Below are 16,262 nucleotides of genomic sequence, written 5' to 3' on the forward strand. Positions count from 1 at the left end.
CTCAGCCGGGGTAGTCACCGGGCCGGGCGCCCGGATTGGCGTTCAACCAGGCCAGGTAACGGTTGTACGCGGCGAGGTCGGCGTCGCCGCCGTCCCCGGGCGGCACGCTGGCCCGCGCCACCCGCACCGGCCGACGTACCGGCGGGACGCCGGACCGGTTCGGCCCGCGCCCGCCGGTCGGTGCCGTCCCGTCCGGCGCGTCCGTCCCGCCGGCGGAATCCCTCCCGCCGGTCGGGTGTGCCCCGTTCCGGGCGGCCGCCGTCGTGGCCGGCGGTGCGTCCGGGCCGCGCAGGGCGTGCCGGACCTCCCGCCACCAGACGAAGACGACGAAGGCCGCGAAGATCGGCCACTCCACCGCGTACGCCCAGCTCGACGAGTTCCCGCCGGCGACGGCCCGGTCGATCTGCCACCAGCCCAGCGCGCAGAACCCGACGACGAGCACGACCATGGCCACGTGGCGGGCGATCCACCCCGGTGTCCAGAGCCGCTTCATGGCATCGAGCGTACCGGGACCGTCAGGCGTCTCCGACGCGGTGTCGTAGCGGGGCCCGGTGGTTTGCCGCCGCGCGTCCTGGGCACCCGTATAGCTGCCAGCCCACACGAGACCAGGGGGGCGAACAATGACCGGACCGGTACGACAGGACGGCTTCCCGCCGCGCGACGCGGCGGTCGACGCCAGCCCGGAGCAGCGGCTACCCGAATGGGACGGCGACCACCTGCACGACATGGCCGCCACCGGCCCGGACCCGGAGGGCGACCTGCCCGGCGTCGACCCCGCCGAGCTGGCCGACGAGGACCTGATCCGTGAGTTGCGCAGCCTGCACCGCACCCGCCTGGACACGCTGCGGCACGCGGCGGACTCCGCGCTCGCCAACCATCTGCGCCGCACCGCCGAGCTGGAGACGGAGTACCTGGCCCGCCATCCGGGCCGGGAGGTCGACCCGAGCCGGCTGCGGGACGCCTGATGGCCGCGTACGGCGAGCGGGGCATGTCCGCCCCGCCGGAGGTGGTGTTCAACACCGCCACCGACCCGGACCGGGCGTCGGCCTGGCTGCCGGAGCCGCTGCTCGCCGACGGCGCCCAGCGCCCGGAGCTGCTGTCGGACGGGCTGCGGGCCCGGTGGCGCGGCCCGGACCCGCCGGGGCTGACGGCGGAGATCCGGGTCGAGCCGGCGGACGCCGGGGGCGCCCGGGTCCGGTTGGACCTGGCCGGCGACGACGCCGACCGGTCCTCCGACGACACGCTCGCCGACCGGATCCTGGCCAACCTCGCCCGTGAGGTGGCCGAGAACCTCACCGCGGGCTGAGCCTGGCCCGCGTACCCCTACGCAAGGAGAGACGCTGGTGTCGCAGAGCGGTCTGAAGGACAGGGTGGCGCGGCTGCGCCGGGCGTACGCGCCGCACGAGCACCGACCGCTGGACGGCTATCTGGCGGCGATGGGCACCTACGCCGGCGTGACGGTGGCGATCGCCGGGCTGGTCAAGGCCACCGGACGACCGGTGCCGGAGCGTCCCGCGCCGGCCGACGTGGTGCTGCTGTCCATCGCCACGCACAAACTGAGCCGGCTGCTCACCAAGGACGCGGTGACCAGCCCGCTGCGGGCCCCGTTCACCCGCTACGACAAGCCGATCGGCAGCGGCGAGGTGATGGAGCAGGTCCGCGACTCCGGCAGCACCACCCGGCACGCGATCGGTGAGCTGCTGAGCTGCCCGTTCTGCCTGGCGGTCTGGGTGGCCACCGGGCTCACCGGCGGCCTCGTGCTCGCCCCCCGGCTGACCCGCCTGGTCGCCACCGCGTTGACCGCGGTGGCCGCCTCCGACTTCCTCCAGATGGCGTACGCCGTCTCCCAGCAGGCCGCCGAGGGCGGCGGACCGGGGCAGGACGACGACCGGGACTGAGCGCCCGGCGACGACCGACGACGAAGGGGGAGGACGCCCGCGGGCGTCCTCCCCCTTCGCGTGCCGCGTCCCGGTCAGCGCTGCATACCGGACCAGCCGCGCGGCGACTCGCTCTCCCGTTCCTCCTTGTCCTCGCCGGTGATGATGTCCCGGTCGACGGCGGTCTCCTCGTGCTCGTTCGCGAAGTCCGGCTCGGGAAGGGTGTCGGCGCCCTCCGGAGGCTGCCCGAGGGCGGGGATCCGCTCGTGCCGCTCGTCCCGATCAGTCATGTCCCTGTCCTCTCCGTCGTCCGGGTCCCCGGCCGGCAGGCCGGTCAGCGTCTGACCCCGGGTCAGACCGACGAGCCGCCGAGCAGGTCGGCGACCTCGTCCATCGCGTACTCGCCCTGCGGCAGGGCGGAGATCCGGGTGAGCAGCTCCGCGGGCAGCTCGGCGGCCACCGCCCGGCGCTGGATCTCGGCCTGACTCACCCGCTCCTGCCCGTGGTAGATGTCGTCGAGCAGGTCGTCGAGCATCATCCGGTTGGCTGGTTCGTCGGTCACGGTGATCAGCTACCCGCGCCGGAATCGGTCAAACGTCGCCCCGACCGCCCGGAAGACAGGTGACAGTCGTCACCGTCGGGCCCGGAACACCGGGCGCCCCGGGCCGGTTGTGTGAGGTGTCGGTGTGACCAGTGTCCCCGGGCCTCACCAACATGCCTTCGCGGAATACCGTTCGGCTGGAGCCGCGTCGTGCCACTCGCCGAGAGGCGACCTGCACACCGACGCCAGCGCCGCCCCGGGTCAGCCCGGGGCGGCGCTGTTGCTGTGCGCGTGACGTCAGGCCGCAGCGGCGCTTCCCCGGCGCGGCGCCGGCGGTCAGGCCGGGGCGGGGGTGTGGGCGTGGGCGCGACGGGCGCGGACGGCGGTGGCGAGGTCGTCGAGGACCTGGGCGGTGTCGGGCCAGCCGAGGCAGGCGTCGGTGACCGACTGACCGTAGGTCAGCTCCCGGGTCGGGTCCAGATCCTGCCGGCCGGGCTCCAGGAAGCTCTCCAGCATGATGCCGACGATGCCGCGCTGCCCGGCGGCGAGCTGCCCGGCCACGTCCGCCGCGACCACCGGCTGACGGCGGTGGTCCTTGCCGCTGTTGTCGTGGCTGGCGTCGATCACCAGCCGCTCGGGCAGGTTCGCCGCCCGGAGCTGGGCCAACGAGTCCGCCACCGAGTCGGCGTCGTAGTTGGGCAGGCCCCGGCCGCCGCGCAGCACCAGGTGCCCGTCCGCGTTGCCCCGGGTGTGCAGGATCGCCGGGGTGCCGGAGACGTCGATGCCGGGGAAGACGTGCGGCACGCCGGCGGCCCGGATCGCGTCCACGGCGGTGCCGATGCTGCCGTCCGGGCGGTTCTTCATGCCGATCGGCATGGACAGCCCGGAGGCGAGCTGCCGGTGCACCTGGCTCTCCACCGTCCGGGCGCCGATCGCGCCCCAGGCCACGGTGTCGGCGATGTACTGCGGGGTGATCGGGTCGAGGAACTCGCAGCCCACCGGGAGGCCGAGGCGCAGCACGTCGAGCAGGAGCGCCCGGGCCAGCCGCAGGCCGGTGTTGACGTCACCGGAGCCGTCCAGCCCCGGGTCGTTGATCAGGCCCTTCCAGCCCACGGTGGAGCGGGGCTTCTCGAAGTAGACCCGCATGACCACCAGCAGGTCGTCGGCGTGCCGCGCGGCGGCTGCCCGGAGCCCGCGCGCGTACTCCAGGGCCGCGGCCGGGTCGTGCACCGAGCACGGGCCGACCACCACCAGCAGCCGGTCGTCGGTACGGTCCAGCACCCGGCTGACCGCCCGCCGGCCGGCGAGCACGGCCGAGGTGAGGGTGGTGTCCAGGGGGAGTTCGTGGTGCAGCAGGGCCGGGGTGGTCAGCGGCACGATCCGCTCGATCCGCTGATCGATGACCTGGTCGGACTCCGGGGTCGTCACGGTGGGTTTCCTTCCGCCGACCATCCCCGGGGCCGGCGCCCGGGATCGAGCCGGCTGCTCGTTAGCAGAAGACGGCAGGGGACCGCCTGATCCCCGCCTGGCCGGCTCGAAGAGTGGTGACGTCAGCTCAAGGTCGAGTCACCGGCTGCGAGCCGGCTGGCTAAACCATCGATACGAGCGCGTCACGCCGGCCAGCGTACCCGACCGGAGCGCCGAGAGCTCATCCCGATGTCGGAGAACAGACCCGTGGCGTTCACGAAAGTCGATGAACCGGGCCGTAGCTTCATCGACCGTCGTCCTCGTTTACGGGAGGTTTCAGTGGAGCGTCGCACCCTGTTGCGTGGCACCGTGGCCGGTGCTGTCGCCGTCGCCGGCAGTCTCTGGTCGGGGGTCGCGTCGGCCGCCCCGGCCCAGCCCGGCACCAGCCCGTACGGGCCGCTCGGCGCGGCCGACGGCAACGGGATCCTGCTGCCGGCCGGCTTCACCAGCCGGGTGGTCGCCCGCTCCCGGCAGGCGGTCGCCGGCACCGGGTACGGCTGGCACGACGCGCCCGACGGCGGGGCCTGTTTCGTCGCCGGAACCGGCTGGATCTACGTCTCGAACTCTGAGATCTCGACGACCGGCGGGGCCTCTGCGGTGCGCTTCGACGCCAACGGGAACATCGTCTCGGCGTACCGGATCCTGGGAAACACGAACCGCAACTGTGCCGGTGGGGCGACCCCGTGGGGCACCTGGCTCTCCGGCGAGGAGGTCAGCCGGGGCTACGTCTACGAGACGTACCCGGAGGGCGGGAAGGCCGCCGTCCGGCGGGCCGCCCTGGGCCGGTTCACCCACGAGGCCGCCGCCTGCGACCCGGTCCGCAAGGTCATCTACCTGACCGAGGACGAGACGACCGGCTGCTTCTACCGGTTCCGCCCGACGGTCTGGGGCGACCTGTCCGCAGGCGTCCTGGAGGTGCTGGTCGCCGGCACCGCGACCAGCGGCCCGGTGAGCTGGGCCCGGGTGCCCGACCCGGACGGCTCCCCGACCCTCACCCGCAACCAGGTCTCCGGCGCGAAGCGGTTCAACGGCGGCGAGGGCTGCTGGTACGCCGACGGCACCTGCTGGTTCACCACCAAGGGCGACAACCGGGTCTGGGCGTACGACGCGGTCAACCAACGCATCGACCTGGCGTACGACGACTCGCTGGTCTCCGGCACGCCGCCGCTGACCGGGGTGGACAACATCGTCGGCACCCGGGGCGGGGACCTCTACGTCGCCGAGGACGGCGGCAACATGGAGATCAACATCATCACGCCGGCCGGCGTGGTGGCGCCCTTCCTGCGGATCAGCGGGCAGTCCTCGTCGGAGATCTGCGGCCCGGCGTTCTCCCCGGACGGCAGCCGCCTCTACTTCTCCTCGCAGCGCGGCACCTCCGGATCCTCCTCCGGCGGCATCACCTACGAGGTCCGCGGCCCGTTCCGCTGACGAGGGCACGGCGGCGGGCGTAGCGGCGACGCGGCCGGGGTATCAGGGCGGCCATGAGTGACGATCGGAGTGAACAGGACCGGGTGAGCTCCCGCGCCGAGCACCTCCTGCCGGAGGAGCGGGCGGCCGGCAGCGACGACCCGCAGGCCCAGGCGTCGGCCATCCTCGCCGAGTCGGACCGTCGGGAGGAGGACCGCAACGCCGCCCCGGACACCGTGCTGGAACGGCGTACCTCGGATCAGACTGTCGTCGCGGTCGAGCCGCCCGACTGAGCGTTCGCGCCCCGGGCCCGCCGCGACCCCCGGTAGCTGCGGGCCCGCAGGCGGGCCAGCGGGCCCACCGCGCGCAGCCCGGCCGGCAGGTTGCCGACCGGGTCGAAGGCCAGGGCGGCGTCCGCCGCGGCGTCGAGCGAGTCGCCGAGCCGGACCTCGCCGAACGGCCGCCACGGCCCGAACGCGGACGCCACCGCCAGCACCAGGCGGACGGCGCCGGTACGGGCCACGGCGGTCACCTGCGCCAGCCGGTCACCGGGGTCGGCCGAGCCGGGGGCCGGCAGGGCGGCCAGCCAGAGCCGCCGCCGACCCGCCCGCAACGGCATGATCGTGCTGTACGGGCCGGCGAAGCGTCGCCGGGGCAGCGGCAGGCACCGCAGCACCGGGGCGGCGCCGCTGGAGCTGACCAGCAGGTCGAACGTCCACCGCTGGCCGTCGCCCGGGGCGTCGCCGCAGCGGGGGTCGGCGTCGGCGTCGCCGCCGTCGGTGTCGGCGGCGCGACCGGCCCGGTCACCGACGGTCGGGTCGGACGGGACGTGCACCCGTACACCGAGGCCGAGCACGTCCGGCCAGCCCGTCGGCGTGGGGACGCCCTTCGAGAACCGGACGGTGGCCCGGTACCGGCCCGGCCGGTCGAGCAGCGGCACGCCGGTGGCCGCGCCGGTGACGCCCCGGATCGTCACCTCGCCGTCGAAGGAGCGACCGGCGGGGTGCAGCAGCCGGGCGTCACGCCACCGGGCGAGCACGGCGGCCACCTGTTCGACACCTGACGCGACGGGCATGTCCTGCTCGTACCCGACGACGCGCGATTGAAGCGTCGACCGGGCGGCACGGCGCGGGCGGCGTGATCGGATAGCGTCGTGCCCATGCCCGACAGCGGTTACCCCTGGCCGATCGAGACGACCCGCCTGGACAACGGTCTGCGCGTGGTGGTGAGCGAGGACCGCACCGCCCCGGCGGTCGCGGTGAATCTCTGGTACGACGTCGGTTCCCGGCACGAGCCGGCCGGACAGACGGGCTTCGCCCACCTCTTCGAGCACCTGATGTTCGAGGGCTCGACGCACGTCGCCAAGACCGAGCACATGAAGCTGGTCCAGGGCGCGGGTGGGTCGCTGAACGCCACCACCAACCCGGACCGGACCAACTACTTCGAGACCGTGCCCGCCGAGCACCTGGAGCTGGCGCTCTGGCTGGAGGCCGACCGGATGGGCGGCCTGGTGCCCGCGCTGACCCAGGAGACGCTGGACAACCAGCGTGACGTGGTCAAGAACGAGCGCCGCCAGCGCTACGAGAACGTCCCGTACGGCGACGCCTGGCTGCGGCTGCTGCCGATGCTCTACCCGCCCGGTCATCCGTACCACCACGCGACGATCGGCTCGATGGCCGACCTGAACGCCGCCGACCTGGCCACCTTCCAGAGCTTCCACCGCACGTACTACGCGCCGAACAACGCCGTGCTGACCGTGGTCGGCGACGCCCGCGCGGAGCAGGTGTTCGCGCTCGCGCAGCGGTACTTCGGCGGCATCCCGCCGCGGCCGGACATCCCGGCCGCGCCGGACGGCCGCACGGTCGCCGCGACCGGCACGCCGGTCCGCGAGACGGTCGTCGCCGACGTGCCCGCGCCCCGCGTCTACCTCGGGCACCGCACCCACCCCTTCGGCACCCCCGGGTACGACGTGGTCACGGTGCTCGCCACCGTCCTGGGCAGCGGCCGGGGCAGCCGGCTCTACCAGCGGCTCGCCGACGGCGAGCGGATCGCCCAGCCGGATCTGGTCGGCGCGTACGGGGTGGACCTGGCGCACGCCCCCGCGCCGCTGATCGCCACCGCCACCGCCCGGCCCGGGGTGAGCGCCGAGCGGCTGGCGGCCGGCCTGGCCGAGGTGGTCGACGAGCTGGTCACCGTGCCGGTCACCGCCGCCGAGCTGGACCGGGCCAGGGCGCTGCTCACCACCGCCTGGTGGCGGCAGACGGCCACCGTGGACGGCCGGGCCGACCTGCTCAGCCGGTACGCCACCCAGTTCGGTGACCCGGCCCGGGTCGCCGACCGGCTGCCGGCGTGGCTGGCGGTCACCGCCGAGCAGATCGCCGAGGTGGCCGCCGAGGTGCTCGCCCCGCAGGACCGGGCGGTCCTCAGCTACCACCCCGAGGCAGCCGCCGCCGGGGCCGCTCCCGAGGTCGCCGCCGCCGGGGCCGATGCCGCCCCGGCGGGCGCCCCCGAGGCCGGTGGCCCCGAGGCGGGCGGCCCGAGTGTCGTGACCGAGACCGGAAGGAAGCCCCGATGAGTCTGATCGCCGAACGTCCCGGCCCCGGCGCCGCCCGGCCGTACCGGTTCCCGCCGGTGACCCGCCGGACGGTGGCCGGCGGCGAGATCGTCGCCGCGCACCTGCCCGGCCAGAACCTGGCCGTCGCGCTGCTGCTGCTCGACGCCGGCGCCGGCCGGGAGCCGCTCGGCCGGGAAGGGCTCGGCGGGGTGCTCGCCAAGGCCATCGAGGAGGGCACGGCGCACCGGGACGCCACCGCGTACGCGTTGGCCATCGAGGCGCTCGGCACCGAGCTTGTCGTCGGGCTGGACTGGGACTCCTTCCAGATCAGCGTGCAGGTGCCGGTGGACCGGCTGACCGCCGCCGTCGAGCTGCTCGCCGAGGCGGTCCGCACCCCCCGCCTCGACCCGGCCGACATCCTGCGGGTCCGCGACGACGAGGCCACCGGGCTGCGGATGGACTGGGCGAACCCGGGGCCGCGCGCCGACGCGGTGCTCCGCGCCGACCTGTACGGCGCGGACAGCCGGATCGGCCGCCCGCTGTACGGCGACCCGCGGTCGGTGGCCGGCCTGGGCGTCGACGACGTGCGGGTCTTCCACTCCGAGTGGTTCCTGCGGCCCGGCACCCTGGTCGTCGCCGGTGACCTGGACCGGCTCGACCTGGACGCGCTCGGCGCGGCGGCGTTCGCCGGGGCCGGTGGCGGCCCCGCCCCGCAGGACGGGCCGATCGAGCCGACCTTCCACGCCGGGCGGCGGATCCTGCTGGTCGACCGGCCCGGATCGGTGCAGTCGACGCTGCGGCTCGGGCACCCGGCCCCGCACCGGGCGCAGCCCGACCACGTGCCGACGACGCTGGCCGGAACGGTGCTCGGCGGGGCGTTCACGTCCCGGCTGAACCACCTGATCCGGGAGGTGCGCGGCTACACGTACGGCATCCGGGGCGAGTTCGGCGCGGCCCGCCGGTTCGGCCGGTTCGCCGTGGCGGCCGGGGTGCAGACCGCCGTCACCGCGCCGGCGCTGGTCGAGTCGGTCGGCGAGATCGCCCGTACGCAGCTCACCGGGGTCACCTCCGACGAGTTGGCGGTGGCCCGCTCCTGGCGGGCCGGTCAGCTCTCGGTCGAGTTGCAGTCGCCCCGGGCGATCGCCTCCGCGCTGGTCACCCTGGTGGTGCACGGGCTGCCCGACGACTACCACGCCCGGCTGCGGGAGTCCCTGCTCGCCGCCGACGTCGAGCAGGTCTCCGCCGCCGCGGCGGCGCACCTGCGGCCGGAGTCGTTGACCCTGGTCGTGGAGGGGGACGTCGCGGTGATCCGGGACGAGCTGGTCGCCACCGGGCTCGGCGAGGTGGTCGACGTCGTGGACTGAGCCGGTGTGACGTGCGTCGTTCCGGGTCCGGGCGGTGGGAATCCGGTCCCGGTCCGACCGTCGACGTGGGTAGCCTCGCGGGCATGAGGATCGGCATTGTGGGTGCCACCGGCCAGGTCGGTGGCGTGATGCGGCAGGTGTTGGCCCAGCGGGGGTTCCCGGTGGAGGAGCTGCGGCTGTTCGCCTCGGCCCGGTCGGCGGGGCGGGCCCTGCCGTGGGGCGGCGGCGAGGTGACCGTGGAGGACGCGGCCACCGCCGACTACCGGGGACTGGACGCGGTGCTCTTCTCGGCGGGCAAGGGCACGTCGAAGGAGCTGGCCCCCCGGGTCGCCGGGGCCGGCGCGGTGGTGATCGACAACTCCTCCGCGTACCGGACGGACCCGCAGGTGCCGCTGGTGGTGGCCGAGGTCAACCCGCACGCCGCCGCCGTACGCCCGAAGGGCATCATCGCCAACCCGAACTGCACGACGATGGCCGCGATGCCGGTGCTGCGTCCGCTGCACGCCGAGGCCGGCCTGGTCAGCCTGGTCGTGGCGACGTACCAGGCGGTCTCCGGCGCCGGCGTGGCCGGGGTGGCCGAGCTGGACGAGCAGGTCCGCAAGGTCGCCTCGGACGCCGCCGCGCTGGCCTACGACGGCGCCGCCGTCGAGTTCCCCGCGCCGCGTTCCTTCGCCCGACCGATCGCCTTCAACGTGCTCCCGCTGGCCGGCTCGATCGTCGACGACGGCTCCGACGAGACCGACGAGGAGCAGAAGCTCCGCAACGAGAGCCGCAAGATCCTGGAGATCCCGGAGCTGAAGGTCTCCGGCACCTGCGTCCGGGTGCCCGTCTTCACCGGCCACTCGCTCCAGGTCAACGCCGGTTTCGCCAACCCGATCACCCCGCAGCGGGTCCGGGAGCTGCTCGCCGACGCGCCAGGCGTGGCGCTGGCCGACGTGCCGACCCCGCTGCTCGCCGCCGGGCAGGACCCGACCTTCGTCGGGCGGATCCGGGCCGACGAGACGGTCGCCCACGGCATCGCCTTCTTCTGCTCCAACGACAACCTCCGCAAGGGCGCCGCGCTCAACGCGGTGCAGATCGCCGAGCTGGTCGCCGCCGAACTGTCCTGACAGCCGGCCACCTCCGCCGACGTGGCGGGGGCGGTCATCTCCGCCGGCGTGGCGGGGCTGGTCACCTCCGGGAGGTGGCGGGCCGGTCGGCGACGCGCCCGGTCTCCTCCGGCGGGCCGCGAGGTCGATGCGGTTGGATGGACGCGACCACCGGTCCGACCCGACGTGGAGGGGACAACCGTGCCGGACACCGAGTACCAGGACGCCCTGCTCGCCCTGATCGCCGACCGCCGGATGGGGGTGCTCGCCACCATCCGGCGGGACGGCCGGCCGCAGCAGTCCACCGTCATGCACGGCTTCGACCGGGAGGCCCGGGTGATCCGGGTCTCGGTGACCGACGGGCGGGCCAAGACGAAGAACCTGCTCCGGGACCCGCGCGCCAGCTACCACGTCAGCAGCGCGGACGGCTGGGCGTACGCGGTGGCCGAGGCGCGGGCCGAGCTGACCCCGGTCGCCGGCGACCCGCACGACGCGGTCGTCGAGGAGCTCGTCGAGCTCTACCGGTCCCTGTCCGGCGAGCACCCCGACTGGGACGACTACCGGCGGGCCATGGTCGAACAACGGCGGATGGTGCTGCGGCTGCACGTCGAACGGGTCGTCGGCATCCCCCCGCGCGGCTGAGCCCGGCGGTCGACCCGTCACCCGCCCACGTGCAGCAGCCCCGCCCACGTCGACGGCAGGTTGGGGTACCTGTCCCGCAGTCGACGGGTCGTCCGGTGCACCGCGTACGCCGCCCGCGCCGGGTCGGGCTCCCCGGCCAGCAGCAGGTCGTAGATCGATCGACACTGGTCGATCGACACCTGGTCGTCGGTCTGCCACAGAGTGCCGACTACCTGCGGAAAACCGGCCTGTTGGAAGGCCGACGCCGGATGGATCGCCTCGTCGGACAGGCCCGGGGCGGTCCGTGCGGTGTCGCACGCCGACAGGTACGCGAACGCCGCGTCGGTCAGCCGTAACCGGGCCACGTCGGGCACCCGCAGCGGCGCGTCGGCGTGGTCGGCGAGCAGGAGCCGGCTCTCCGACGGGTCCTGCGGATCGTGGTGGCCGTGGCAGGCGAAGTGCGCCCAGGTGGCCGTCGGCAGGGCCGCGAGCACGGCCGACCGGACGGCGTCCGCGCCGACCAGGAGCATTGCCCCCGGCAGCCGGTCCCGTAGCAGGGCGGCCTCGGCGTCGGCGCCGGGCAGGTCCGGCGCGTCCGGGGTGTGCGGCATGGCCACCACCAACGGGCGCACCGGCGGGGAGCCACCGCGGCCCCGGCGGGCCCGGGACCGGGCGTGGCCGAGCGCCCGCACCGTCGGGACGACCGACGAGACCACCCGGTCCAGCGCGTTCGCCCCGGCGGGGTGGTGCCGACCCGCGGCGGCGAGCGGAAGCAGACCGAGGGACCCGACCGGCACCCACCAGACCCGGGGCCACGGGCGCTCCGGCGACGGCGCCCCGGTGTGGCCCAGACCGTCCAGGACCGGGCCGACCACCGCGTCCCAGAGCCAGGTGAGGGTATCCCGCACCACCCGCTCGGTCGCCGGACCGGGGCCGTCGGCCAGCGCGGAGTGGAACCGGGTGACGCGGTCCCGTACCGCCCCGGCGGTGAGGCCCGGCAGTCGCTGCGCGCGTAGCCCGTCCGCGGTGAGCAGCAGCGCGTCGCACCGGTACCGACTGACGTTGATCAGCACGACCGGCCCGTCAGCGGCCTGCCCGGTCAGCTCGGCCAGCGACGGCGGGTCCAGCACGTCCGTCCCGCCCGGCAACGCCCGGAGCTGCCCGAGCACCGTGTCGAGTTCGGCCGCCAGGGCGAGCCGGTCCCGGACGGTGGCCTCCGCGTCGAGCTCGGCGGCGAGCGCGGTGAACCGGTCGACCAGGTCGGGGGCGACCGCCGCCAGGTCGGTCAGGTCGGTGCGGGTGTCCAGCGCCTGGGCGAGCAGCACCCCACGGCCCAGTTCCAGCAGGGTCACCGCGGCGACCTCGTCGCCCACGGTCAACGCCCAGGCCGCGGCGTCGGCGGCGAGCCCACCGAACCGGGCCAGCCAGTGCTGGGCGTCCGGTCGGCTCAGGTGTCGACCGGCCAGCCGGGGGAGCAGCCGTACGGCGGTGGCGAAACCCTCGGCCGCCGCCTGCGCGCCGCCGGCGCCGACCCGGTCCGCGTCGGCGGCGAGCATGCCCCACGCGTTGGCGGCGGCCACCCGGGTGAGCAGGGGCGCGGTCCGTGCCGCCACCGCCCGCCGGTACGCCGCCAACGCCCCGTCGAGGTCCGCTTCGTCGCCGCTGTGCCGGAACCGGGCGCCCAGGGCGTCCCCGAGGGCGCTCAGCCCCCGCGCCGTCGTCGGGGTGTCGGCCGGCAGCCGGTCCACCGCCGCGCGGGCGAGCGTGACCGCCTCGTCCAGCAGCGCCGGGCCGGCGTCGACCGGACGACCCGGTCCGCCGGCCGTCGTCGTGTCGTCGGTCGTCGTGTCGTCGGTCGTCGTGTCGTCGGTCGTCGGGCCGTCGGTCGTCGGGCCGTCGGTCGTCGGGCCGTCGGTCGGCGGGGCGGAGCCGACCGGCCCTCCGCCGCCCGCCGCGGACTGCGACTCGACGAGCGCGCCCGCGAGGGCGATCATGGCGTGGGCCCGTTCCGGGGAGTCGGCCGGGGCCGCCGCCAGCGCGGCGCGGTGCGCCACCACGCACCGGTACAGGTCGGCCGGGTCGCCGGCGCGTTCGTAACGCAGCAGCAGCGCGCCCCCCAGGTTGCTCAGCCGCAGCGCGCGGTCGGGATGCCGCTCGCCGCTCGCCGCCACCGCCGCCTCGTGGACGCGCACCGCCTCCTCGAGAGCGCCCGACCGCCCGGTGTGCCGGGACCAGTCGACCAGCGCCGCCCCCAGGTTCGACAGGTGGCTGCCGTGCCGCGCGCTGCGGTCCGCGCCGAGGCGGGCCGCCGCCCGACCGGCGTCGACCGCCTGGGCCAGCAACCCGACCTCGCCGACGGCCAGGTACCTGCGGTGCAACGCGGCGCACAGGTTGGACAGGTGCACGGCCTGCTCACCCGGATCGTCGGCGGTCTCCGCCGCCCGTCGGCCCACCGACACCGCCTCCTCCAGCAGCGCCTCGTCGCGGGTCTGGGCGAAGAGACCGTGCAGCGCGGCGGCGAGGTTGCCGAGACGCCTGGCGAGATGCGGATGGTCGGGCGCAGTGGCGGCCACCACCCGACGGTGGACCGCGACGGCGTCCACGAGCACCGCCGGATCGCCGGTCGCCCCGCCCAGCTCTCCCAACGCGACGCCCAGATTGTCCAGCCGGCGGGCCTGGTCGGGGTGACCGGGCGGGGTGGCCGCCACCGCCTCCCGGCCCGCCGCGACGGCCCGCTCGATCTCGGACAGGTCACGGGTGTGCTGGAACACCGCCGTCCGGTAGCCGCAGATGTCGGCGAGGAGCCCCGCCCGGTCGGTGGCGTCCGTGGCGTCGGCGGCGGGCTCGGCCCGCCCGGTCGTCAGCCGGGCCAACGCCTCGCGGCCGGCACGCAGGCGCTCCCTGTTGTCGAAGTAGGCCGGATGCCCCGGCGGGGTGATCGCCTCCGCCGCCGCGGCCACCGAGACCTGTTCCGCCAGGTCCGCCCGGGCGCCGGTCACCGCGAACCGGTCGCCCAGCGCCGCGTGCAGGACCGTCATCCGGTCGAGCCGACCCGGCTCGTGCGACGGGGTGGCCGCGACGGCCCGGCGGGCCGCCTCGATCGCCTCGTCCAGCGCCCACCGGGCGCCGGTTGTCCGGTGCCGGCGTCTCAGGCAGAAAGCGAGATAGTGCAGACAGCGGGCCGCCGTCGGCTGGTCCCCGTCCGGCCCGTCGCACTCGGCCACGGCCGCGCGGGCCACGTCGACGGCCTCGTCCAGCGCCGCCAGGTCGCCGGTCTGCTGGTGCGCCTCCGCCAACGCGACCACCAGGTTGCACCGACGGTCGGCCCGGACCGGGCCGTGGCTGCCCTCGGCGACCACCGCCGCCCGGCTCGCCTCGATCGCCGCGGTCAGCGTGGCCCGGTCGGACGTGTGCTGGAACCGGCTGAACAACAGGGTGCCCAGGTTGTCCAGGAGACGGGCCCGGTCCGGGCCGTCGGCCGGCACCAGCGCGCTCGCCCGGCGCACCCCGGTGATCGCCTCGTCCAGGTAGCGCAGGTCACCGGTCAGGGCGAAGGCCGCCCGCAACACCCCGCCCAGGTTGCCCAACGCCCAGGCCCGGTCGGGGCCGTCCTCGGCCGCCGCCCGTCGGCCCGCCTCGATCGCCGCCTGGACGGTGTCCGTCGTCGGGACGTGCCGCATCACGGCCAGCGCCTCGTCGAAGCGGGCGACGGCCGATTCCGCGAGCTGCCCGGTGTCCTCGGATGGCGCCGGGTCCCGCCGACGCCGCCAGGGCATCGTCAGTCCTCGTCGACGGGCTGGCGGGAGGTCCCGGCCGGCCCGGACGGGGGCAGCTCAGGCTCCTTCCGCGGGTTCTTCGGCGAGTATCCCCGGCTGCGCGCGTTGGCGAGCAGGGCCTGCTCCTCGGGCGACAGCTCCGGATCCGGGGTCTGTTCCACCGTTGTCCGCCTTCCTGGGGTCCGCTCCCGCCACCGGCGGGACGAGGAATTCGAGAACGTCGAAGTCATCCGCGCGCAACAGGAGCCCGCCCGTCCCGTCCACCCGGGTCCCGAACCGGCCGTCCCGGTCCACCGTCCACGCCGACTCCAGGAAGAGCTCGGCCGGGTGCGGGAACGAGGAGGCGTACGAGCTGGCCCCGTACCAGCCCCCGGCCCAGTTGCCGTCGGTCAGCCGGACCCGGACGAAGCACGACTCACGATCGTGGAAGGCGTGGTCCCAGGCGGTCGGCACGGGCCGGTAGCTGGCCCTGCGCCGACGGGACTCCCACCAGGAGACCGACGCCGCCATTGCGGCGGGGACGACCAGGAAGAGCAGGGCGGTCACCGCGCCGACCAGGCGGGGCCGTTCCAGGAGACCGGTCCAGTCGCCCGGCCCGGCGCCCCGGGCCAGCCGCACCAGGTGCGGACCGGCGGCGAGCAGGTACGCGGCGTCCAGCACGATCGAGGCCACGACCGCCCGGAGGAGGCGCTCCCCGAGCACCCGTTCCCCGGCGACCGGCCCGCGCCAGCGCTCCCGCAGGAACTGGTACGTGGCTCCGGGCAGCACCAGCAGGATCAGGAGCGCGACCTGCATGACCGTCGATGGCGCCTGCACCCGTCCGTCCCTCCTGTCGGGGTTCGACCTCCCGGCACTGTGCCACACCGTAGCCACCCCGGTTACCCACGGCGATCCGGGCGGCCCCGGCATGCGGCGCGGGCGGACGGGTAGACCGTGGGACCACACCGAGAGGGGATCGAGATGACGACGGTCGGAGAGTTCATGACGACCCGGCTGGTGACCATGGACGCCAACGACACCCTCACCGCCGCCGCCCAGCAGATGCGGGACAGCGCCATCGGGGACGTGGTGGTGACCGACGGTGACGGCGTGGTCGGCATCGTCACGGACCGGGACATCACCGTGCGGGGCGTGGCCGAGCGGCGCGACCCGGACACCACCACCCTGCGGCAGGTCACCAGCACCGAGCTGATCACGGTCAGCCAGCACGACGACGCGGTGTCCGCCGCCGACCTGATGCGGACGTACGCCGTACGCCGGCTGCCGGTGATGGACGACGGCCGGCTGGTCGGCCTGGTCTCCATCGGCGATCTCGCGGTGGAACGCGAGCCACAGTCGGTGCTGGCGGACATCAGCGCGGACGAGCCGAACAACTGACCCGCGCCGCACGTCCGACCCGAGCCGCACGTTCCATCCACCCGGGCACGCCGGTCTCCGCCGCGACGGAGACCGGCGCGCTTGCCTGCCCGGGGTCCTCGCCGCCGTCCGGACGGATCCTGCCCGGGCGCACGCTCTCGGGCGCTTGCCGCCGGCGACTCACCCGGACCGGGTGAGATTGACCGCCGCG

General features: G+C 75.3%; 16 protein-coding genes and 1 pseudogene. 10 read left to right on the forward strand and 7 right to left on the reverse strand.

Annotation, left to right across the window (positions count from 1 at the left end):
- Nucleotide 1: 1 nt before the first annotated feature.
- Entirely contained in the window at nucleotides 2-493 is a 492-nt protein-coding gene (locus O7606_RS25870) for a hypothetical protein (protein WP_281596593.1), read from the reverse strand.
- Nucleotides 494-620: 127 nt separating this feature from the next.
- On the opposite strand from O7606_RS25870, the gene O7606_RS25875 reads away from it, so the two are divergent.
- Genes O7606_RS25875 through O7606_RS25885 form a run of 3 tightly spaced genes read left to right on the forward strand, consistent with a single transcriptional unit; the run spans nucleotide 621 to nucleotide 1,898 of the window.
- The gene (locus tag O7606_RS25875) at nucleotides 621-965 is read left to right on the forward strand and encodes a DUF6158 family protein (RefSeq protein WP_281596594.1); all 345 of its coding nucleotides are present in this window, start codon (nucleotides 621-623) and stop codon (nucleotides 963-965) included.
- The gene (locus O7606_RS25880) at nucleotides 965-1,306 is read left to right on the forward strand and encodes a hypothetical protein (RefSeq protein ID WP_281596595.1); all 342 of its coding nucleotides are present in this window, start codon (nucleotides 965-967) and stop codon (nucleotides 1,304-1,306) included. Before O7606_RS25875 ends, O7606_RS25880 begins: the two co-directional genes overlap by 1 nt.
- 37 nt (nucleotides 1,307-1,343) lie before the next feature.
- Nucleotides 1,344-1,898 carry a DUF1360 domain-containing protein gene (locus O7606_RS25885; protein WP_281596596.1) on the forward strand — a complete coding sequence of 185 codons (555 nt, stop codon included), beginning with the start codon at nucleotides 1,344-1,346 and terminating at the stop codon, nucleotides 1,896-1,898.
- A gap of 74 nt (nucleotides 1,899-1,972) precedes the next feature.
- On the opposite strand, the gene O7606_RS25890 is transcribed toward O7606_RS25885, so the two are convergent.
- From O7606_RS25890 to O7606_RS25900, 3 genes are all read right to left on the reverse strand, one after another.
- Nucleotides 1,973-2,167 carry a hypothetical protein gene (locus tag O7606_RS25890; protein ID WP_281596597.1) on the reverse strand — a complete coding sequence of 65 codons (195 nt, stop codon included), beginning with the start codon at nucleotides 2,165-2,167 and terminating at the stop codon, nucleotides 1,973-1,975.
- A gap of 62 nt (nucleotides 2,168-2,229) precedes the next feature.
- Nucleotides 2,230-2,415, reverse strand: coding sequence for a hypothetical protein (locus O7606_RS25895; protein WP_281599884.1), 186 nt, complete (start codon nucleotides 2,413-2,415; stop codon nucleotides 2,230-2,232).
- A 339-nt stretch (nucleotides 2,416-2,754) separates the two neighbouring features.
- Nucleotides 2,755-3,870 carry a 3-deoxy-7-phosphoheptulonate synthase gene (locus O7606_RS25900; RefSeq protein WP_281596598.1) on the reverse strand — a complete coding sequence of 372 codons (1,116 nt, stop codon included), beginning with the start codon at nucleotides 3,868-3,870 and terminating at the stop codon, nucleotides 2,755-2,757.
- Between the two features lie 294 nt (nucleotides 3,871-4,164).
- Here O7606_RS25900 and O7606_RS25905 point away from each other — a divergent pair, with 294 nt between their 5' ends.
- Together O7606_RS25905 and O7606_RS25910 are read left to right on the forward strand one after the other, a co-directional pair.
- Entirely contained in the window at nucleotides 4,165-5,313 is a 1,149-nt protein-coding gene (locus O7606_RS25905) for an alkaline phosphatase PhoX (protein WP_281596599.1), read from the forward strand.
- A gap of 53 nt (nucleotides 5,314-5,366) precedes the next feature.
- On the forward strand, nucleotides 5,367-5,585 hold the full coding sequence (locus O7606_RS25910) for a hypothetical protein (protein WP_281596600.1): 219 nt from the start codon (nucleotides 5,367-5,369) through the stop codon (nucleotides 5,583-5,585).
- Here O7606_RS25910 and O7606_RS25915 read toward each other — a convergent pair.
- Nucleotides 5,552-6,367 carry a phosphodiesterase gene (locus O7606_RS25915; protein ID WP_281596601.1) on the reverse strand — a complete coding sequence of 272 codons (816 nt, stop codon included), beginning with the start codon at nucleotides 6,365-6,367 and terminating at the stop codon, nucleotides 5,552-5,554. The genes O7606_RS25910 and O7606_RS25915 overlap by 34 nt on opposite strands.
- An 84-nt stretch (nucleotides 6,368-6,451) precedes the next feature.
- Here O7606_RS25915 and O7606_RS25920 point away from each other — a divergent pair.
- The 4 genes and pseudogenes from O7606_RS25920 to O7606_RS25935 all read left to right on the forward strand — a co-directional run.
- Nucleotides 6,452-7,732, forward strand: a pseudogene (locus O7606_RS25920) (pitrilysin family protein); the annotation flags it as partial.
- 131 nt (nucleotides 7,733-7,863) lie between these two features.
- On the forward strand, nucleotides 7,864-9,210 hold the full coding sequence (locus tag O7606_RS25925; RefSeq protein WP_281596602.1) for a pitrilysin family protein: 1,347 nt from the start codon (nucleotides 7,864-7,866) through the stop codon (nucleotides 9,208-9,210).
- 83 nt (nucleotides 9,211-9,293) lie between these two features.
- Nucleotides 9,294-10,319: an aspartate-semialdehyde dehydrogenase gene (locus tag O7606_RS25930; RefSeq protein ID WP_281596603.1), complete on the forward strand. Its 1,026-nt coding sequence runs from the start codon at nucleotides 9,294-9,296 to the stop codon at nucleotides 10,317-10,319.
- Between the two features lie 180 nt (nucleotides 10,320-10,499).
- A complete protein-coding gene (locus O7606_RS25935) occupies nucleotides 10,500-10,940 on the forward strand; it encodes a PPOX class F420-dependent oxidoreductase (RefSeq protein ID WP_281596604.1) in 441 nt (146 codons plus the stop codon).
- Between the two features lie 17 nt (nucleotides 10,941-10,957).
- Here O7606_RS25935 and O7606_RS25940 read toward each other — a convergent pair whose 3' ends face one another.
- Both O7606_RS25940 and O7606_RS25945 read right to left on the reverse strand, forming a co-directional pair.
- On the reverse strand, nucleotides 10,958-14,695 hold the full coding sequence (locus tag O7606_RS25940; RefSeq protein ID WP_281596605.1) for a CHAT domain-containing protein: 3,738 nt from the start codon (nucleotides 14,693-14,695) through the stop codon (nucleotides 10,958-10,960).
- Nucleotides 14,696-14,752: 57 nt separating this feature from the next.
- Entirely contained in the window at nucleotides 14,753-15,511 is a 759-nt protein-coding gene (locus tag O7606_RS25945) for a DUF6338 family protein (protein WP_281596606.1), read from the reverse strand.
- Nucleotides 15,512-15,655: 144 nt separating this feature from the next.
- Between O7606_RS25945 and O7606_RS25950 the strand changes: the two genes are divergently transcribed.
- Nucleotides 15,656-16,072 (forward strand): CBS domain-containing protein, encoded by a 417-nt coding sequence (locus O7606_RS25950; RefSeq protein WP_281596607.1) that lies wholly within the window; start codon nucleotides 15,656-15,658, stop codon nucleotides 16,070-16,072.
- Nucleotides 16,073-16,262 lie beyond the last annotated feature (190 nt).

The sequence above is a fragment of the Micromonospora sp. WMMD882 genome (assembly GCF_027497255.1).
Taxonomy (GTDB): domain Bacteria; phylum Actinomycetota; class Actinomycetes; order Mycobacteriales; family Micromonosporaceae; genus Micromonospora.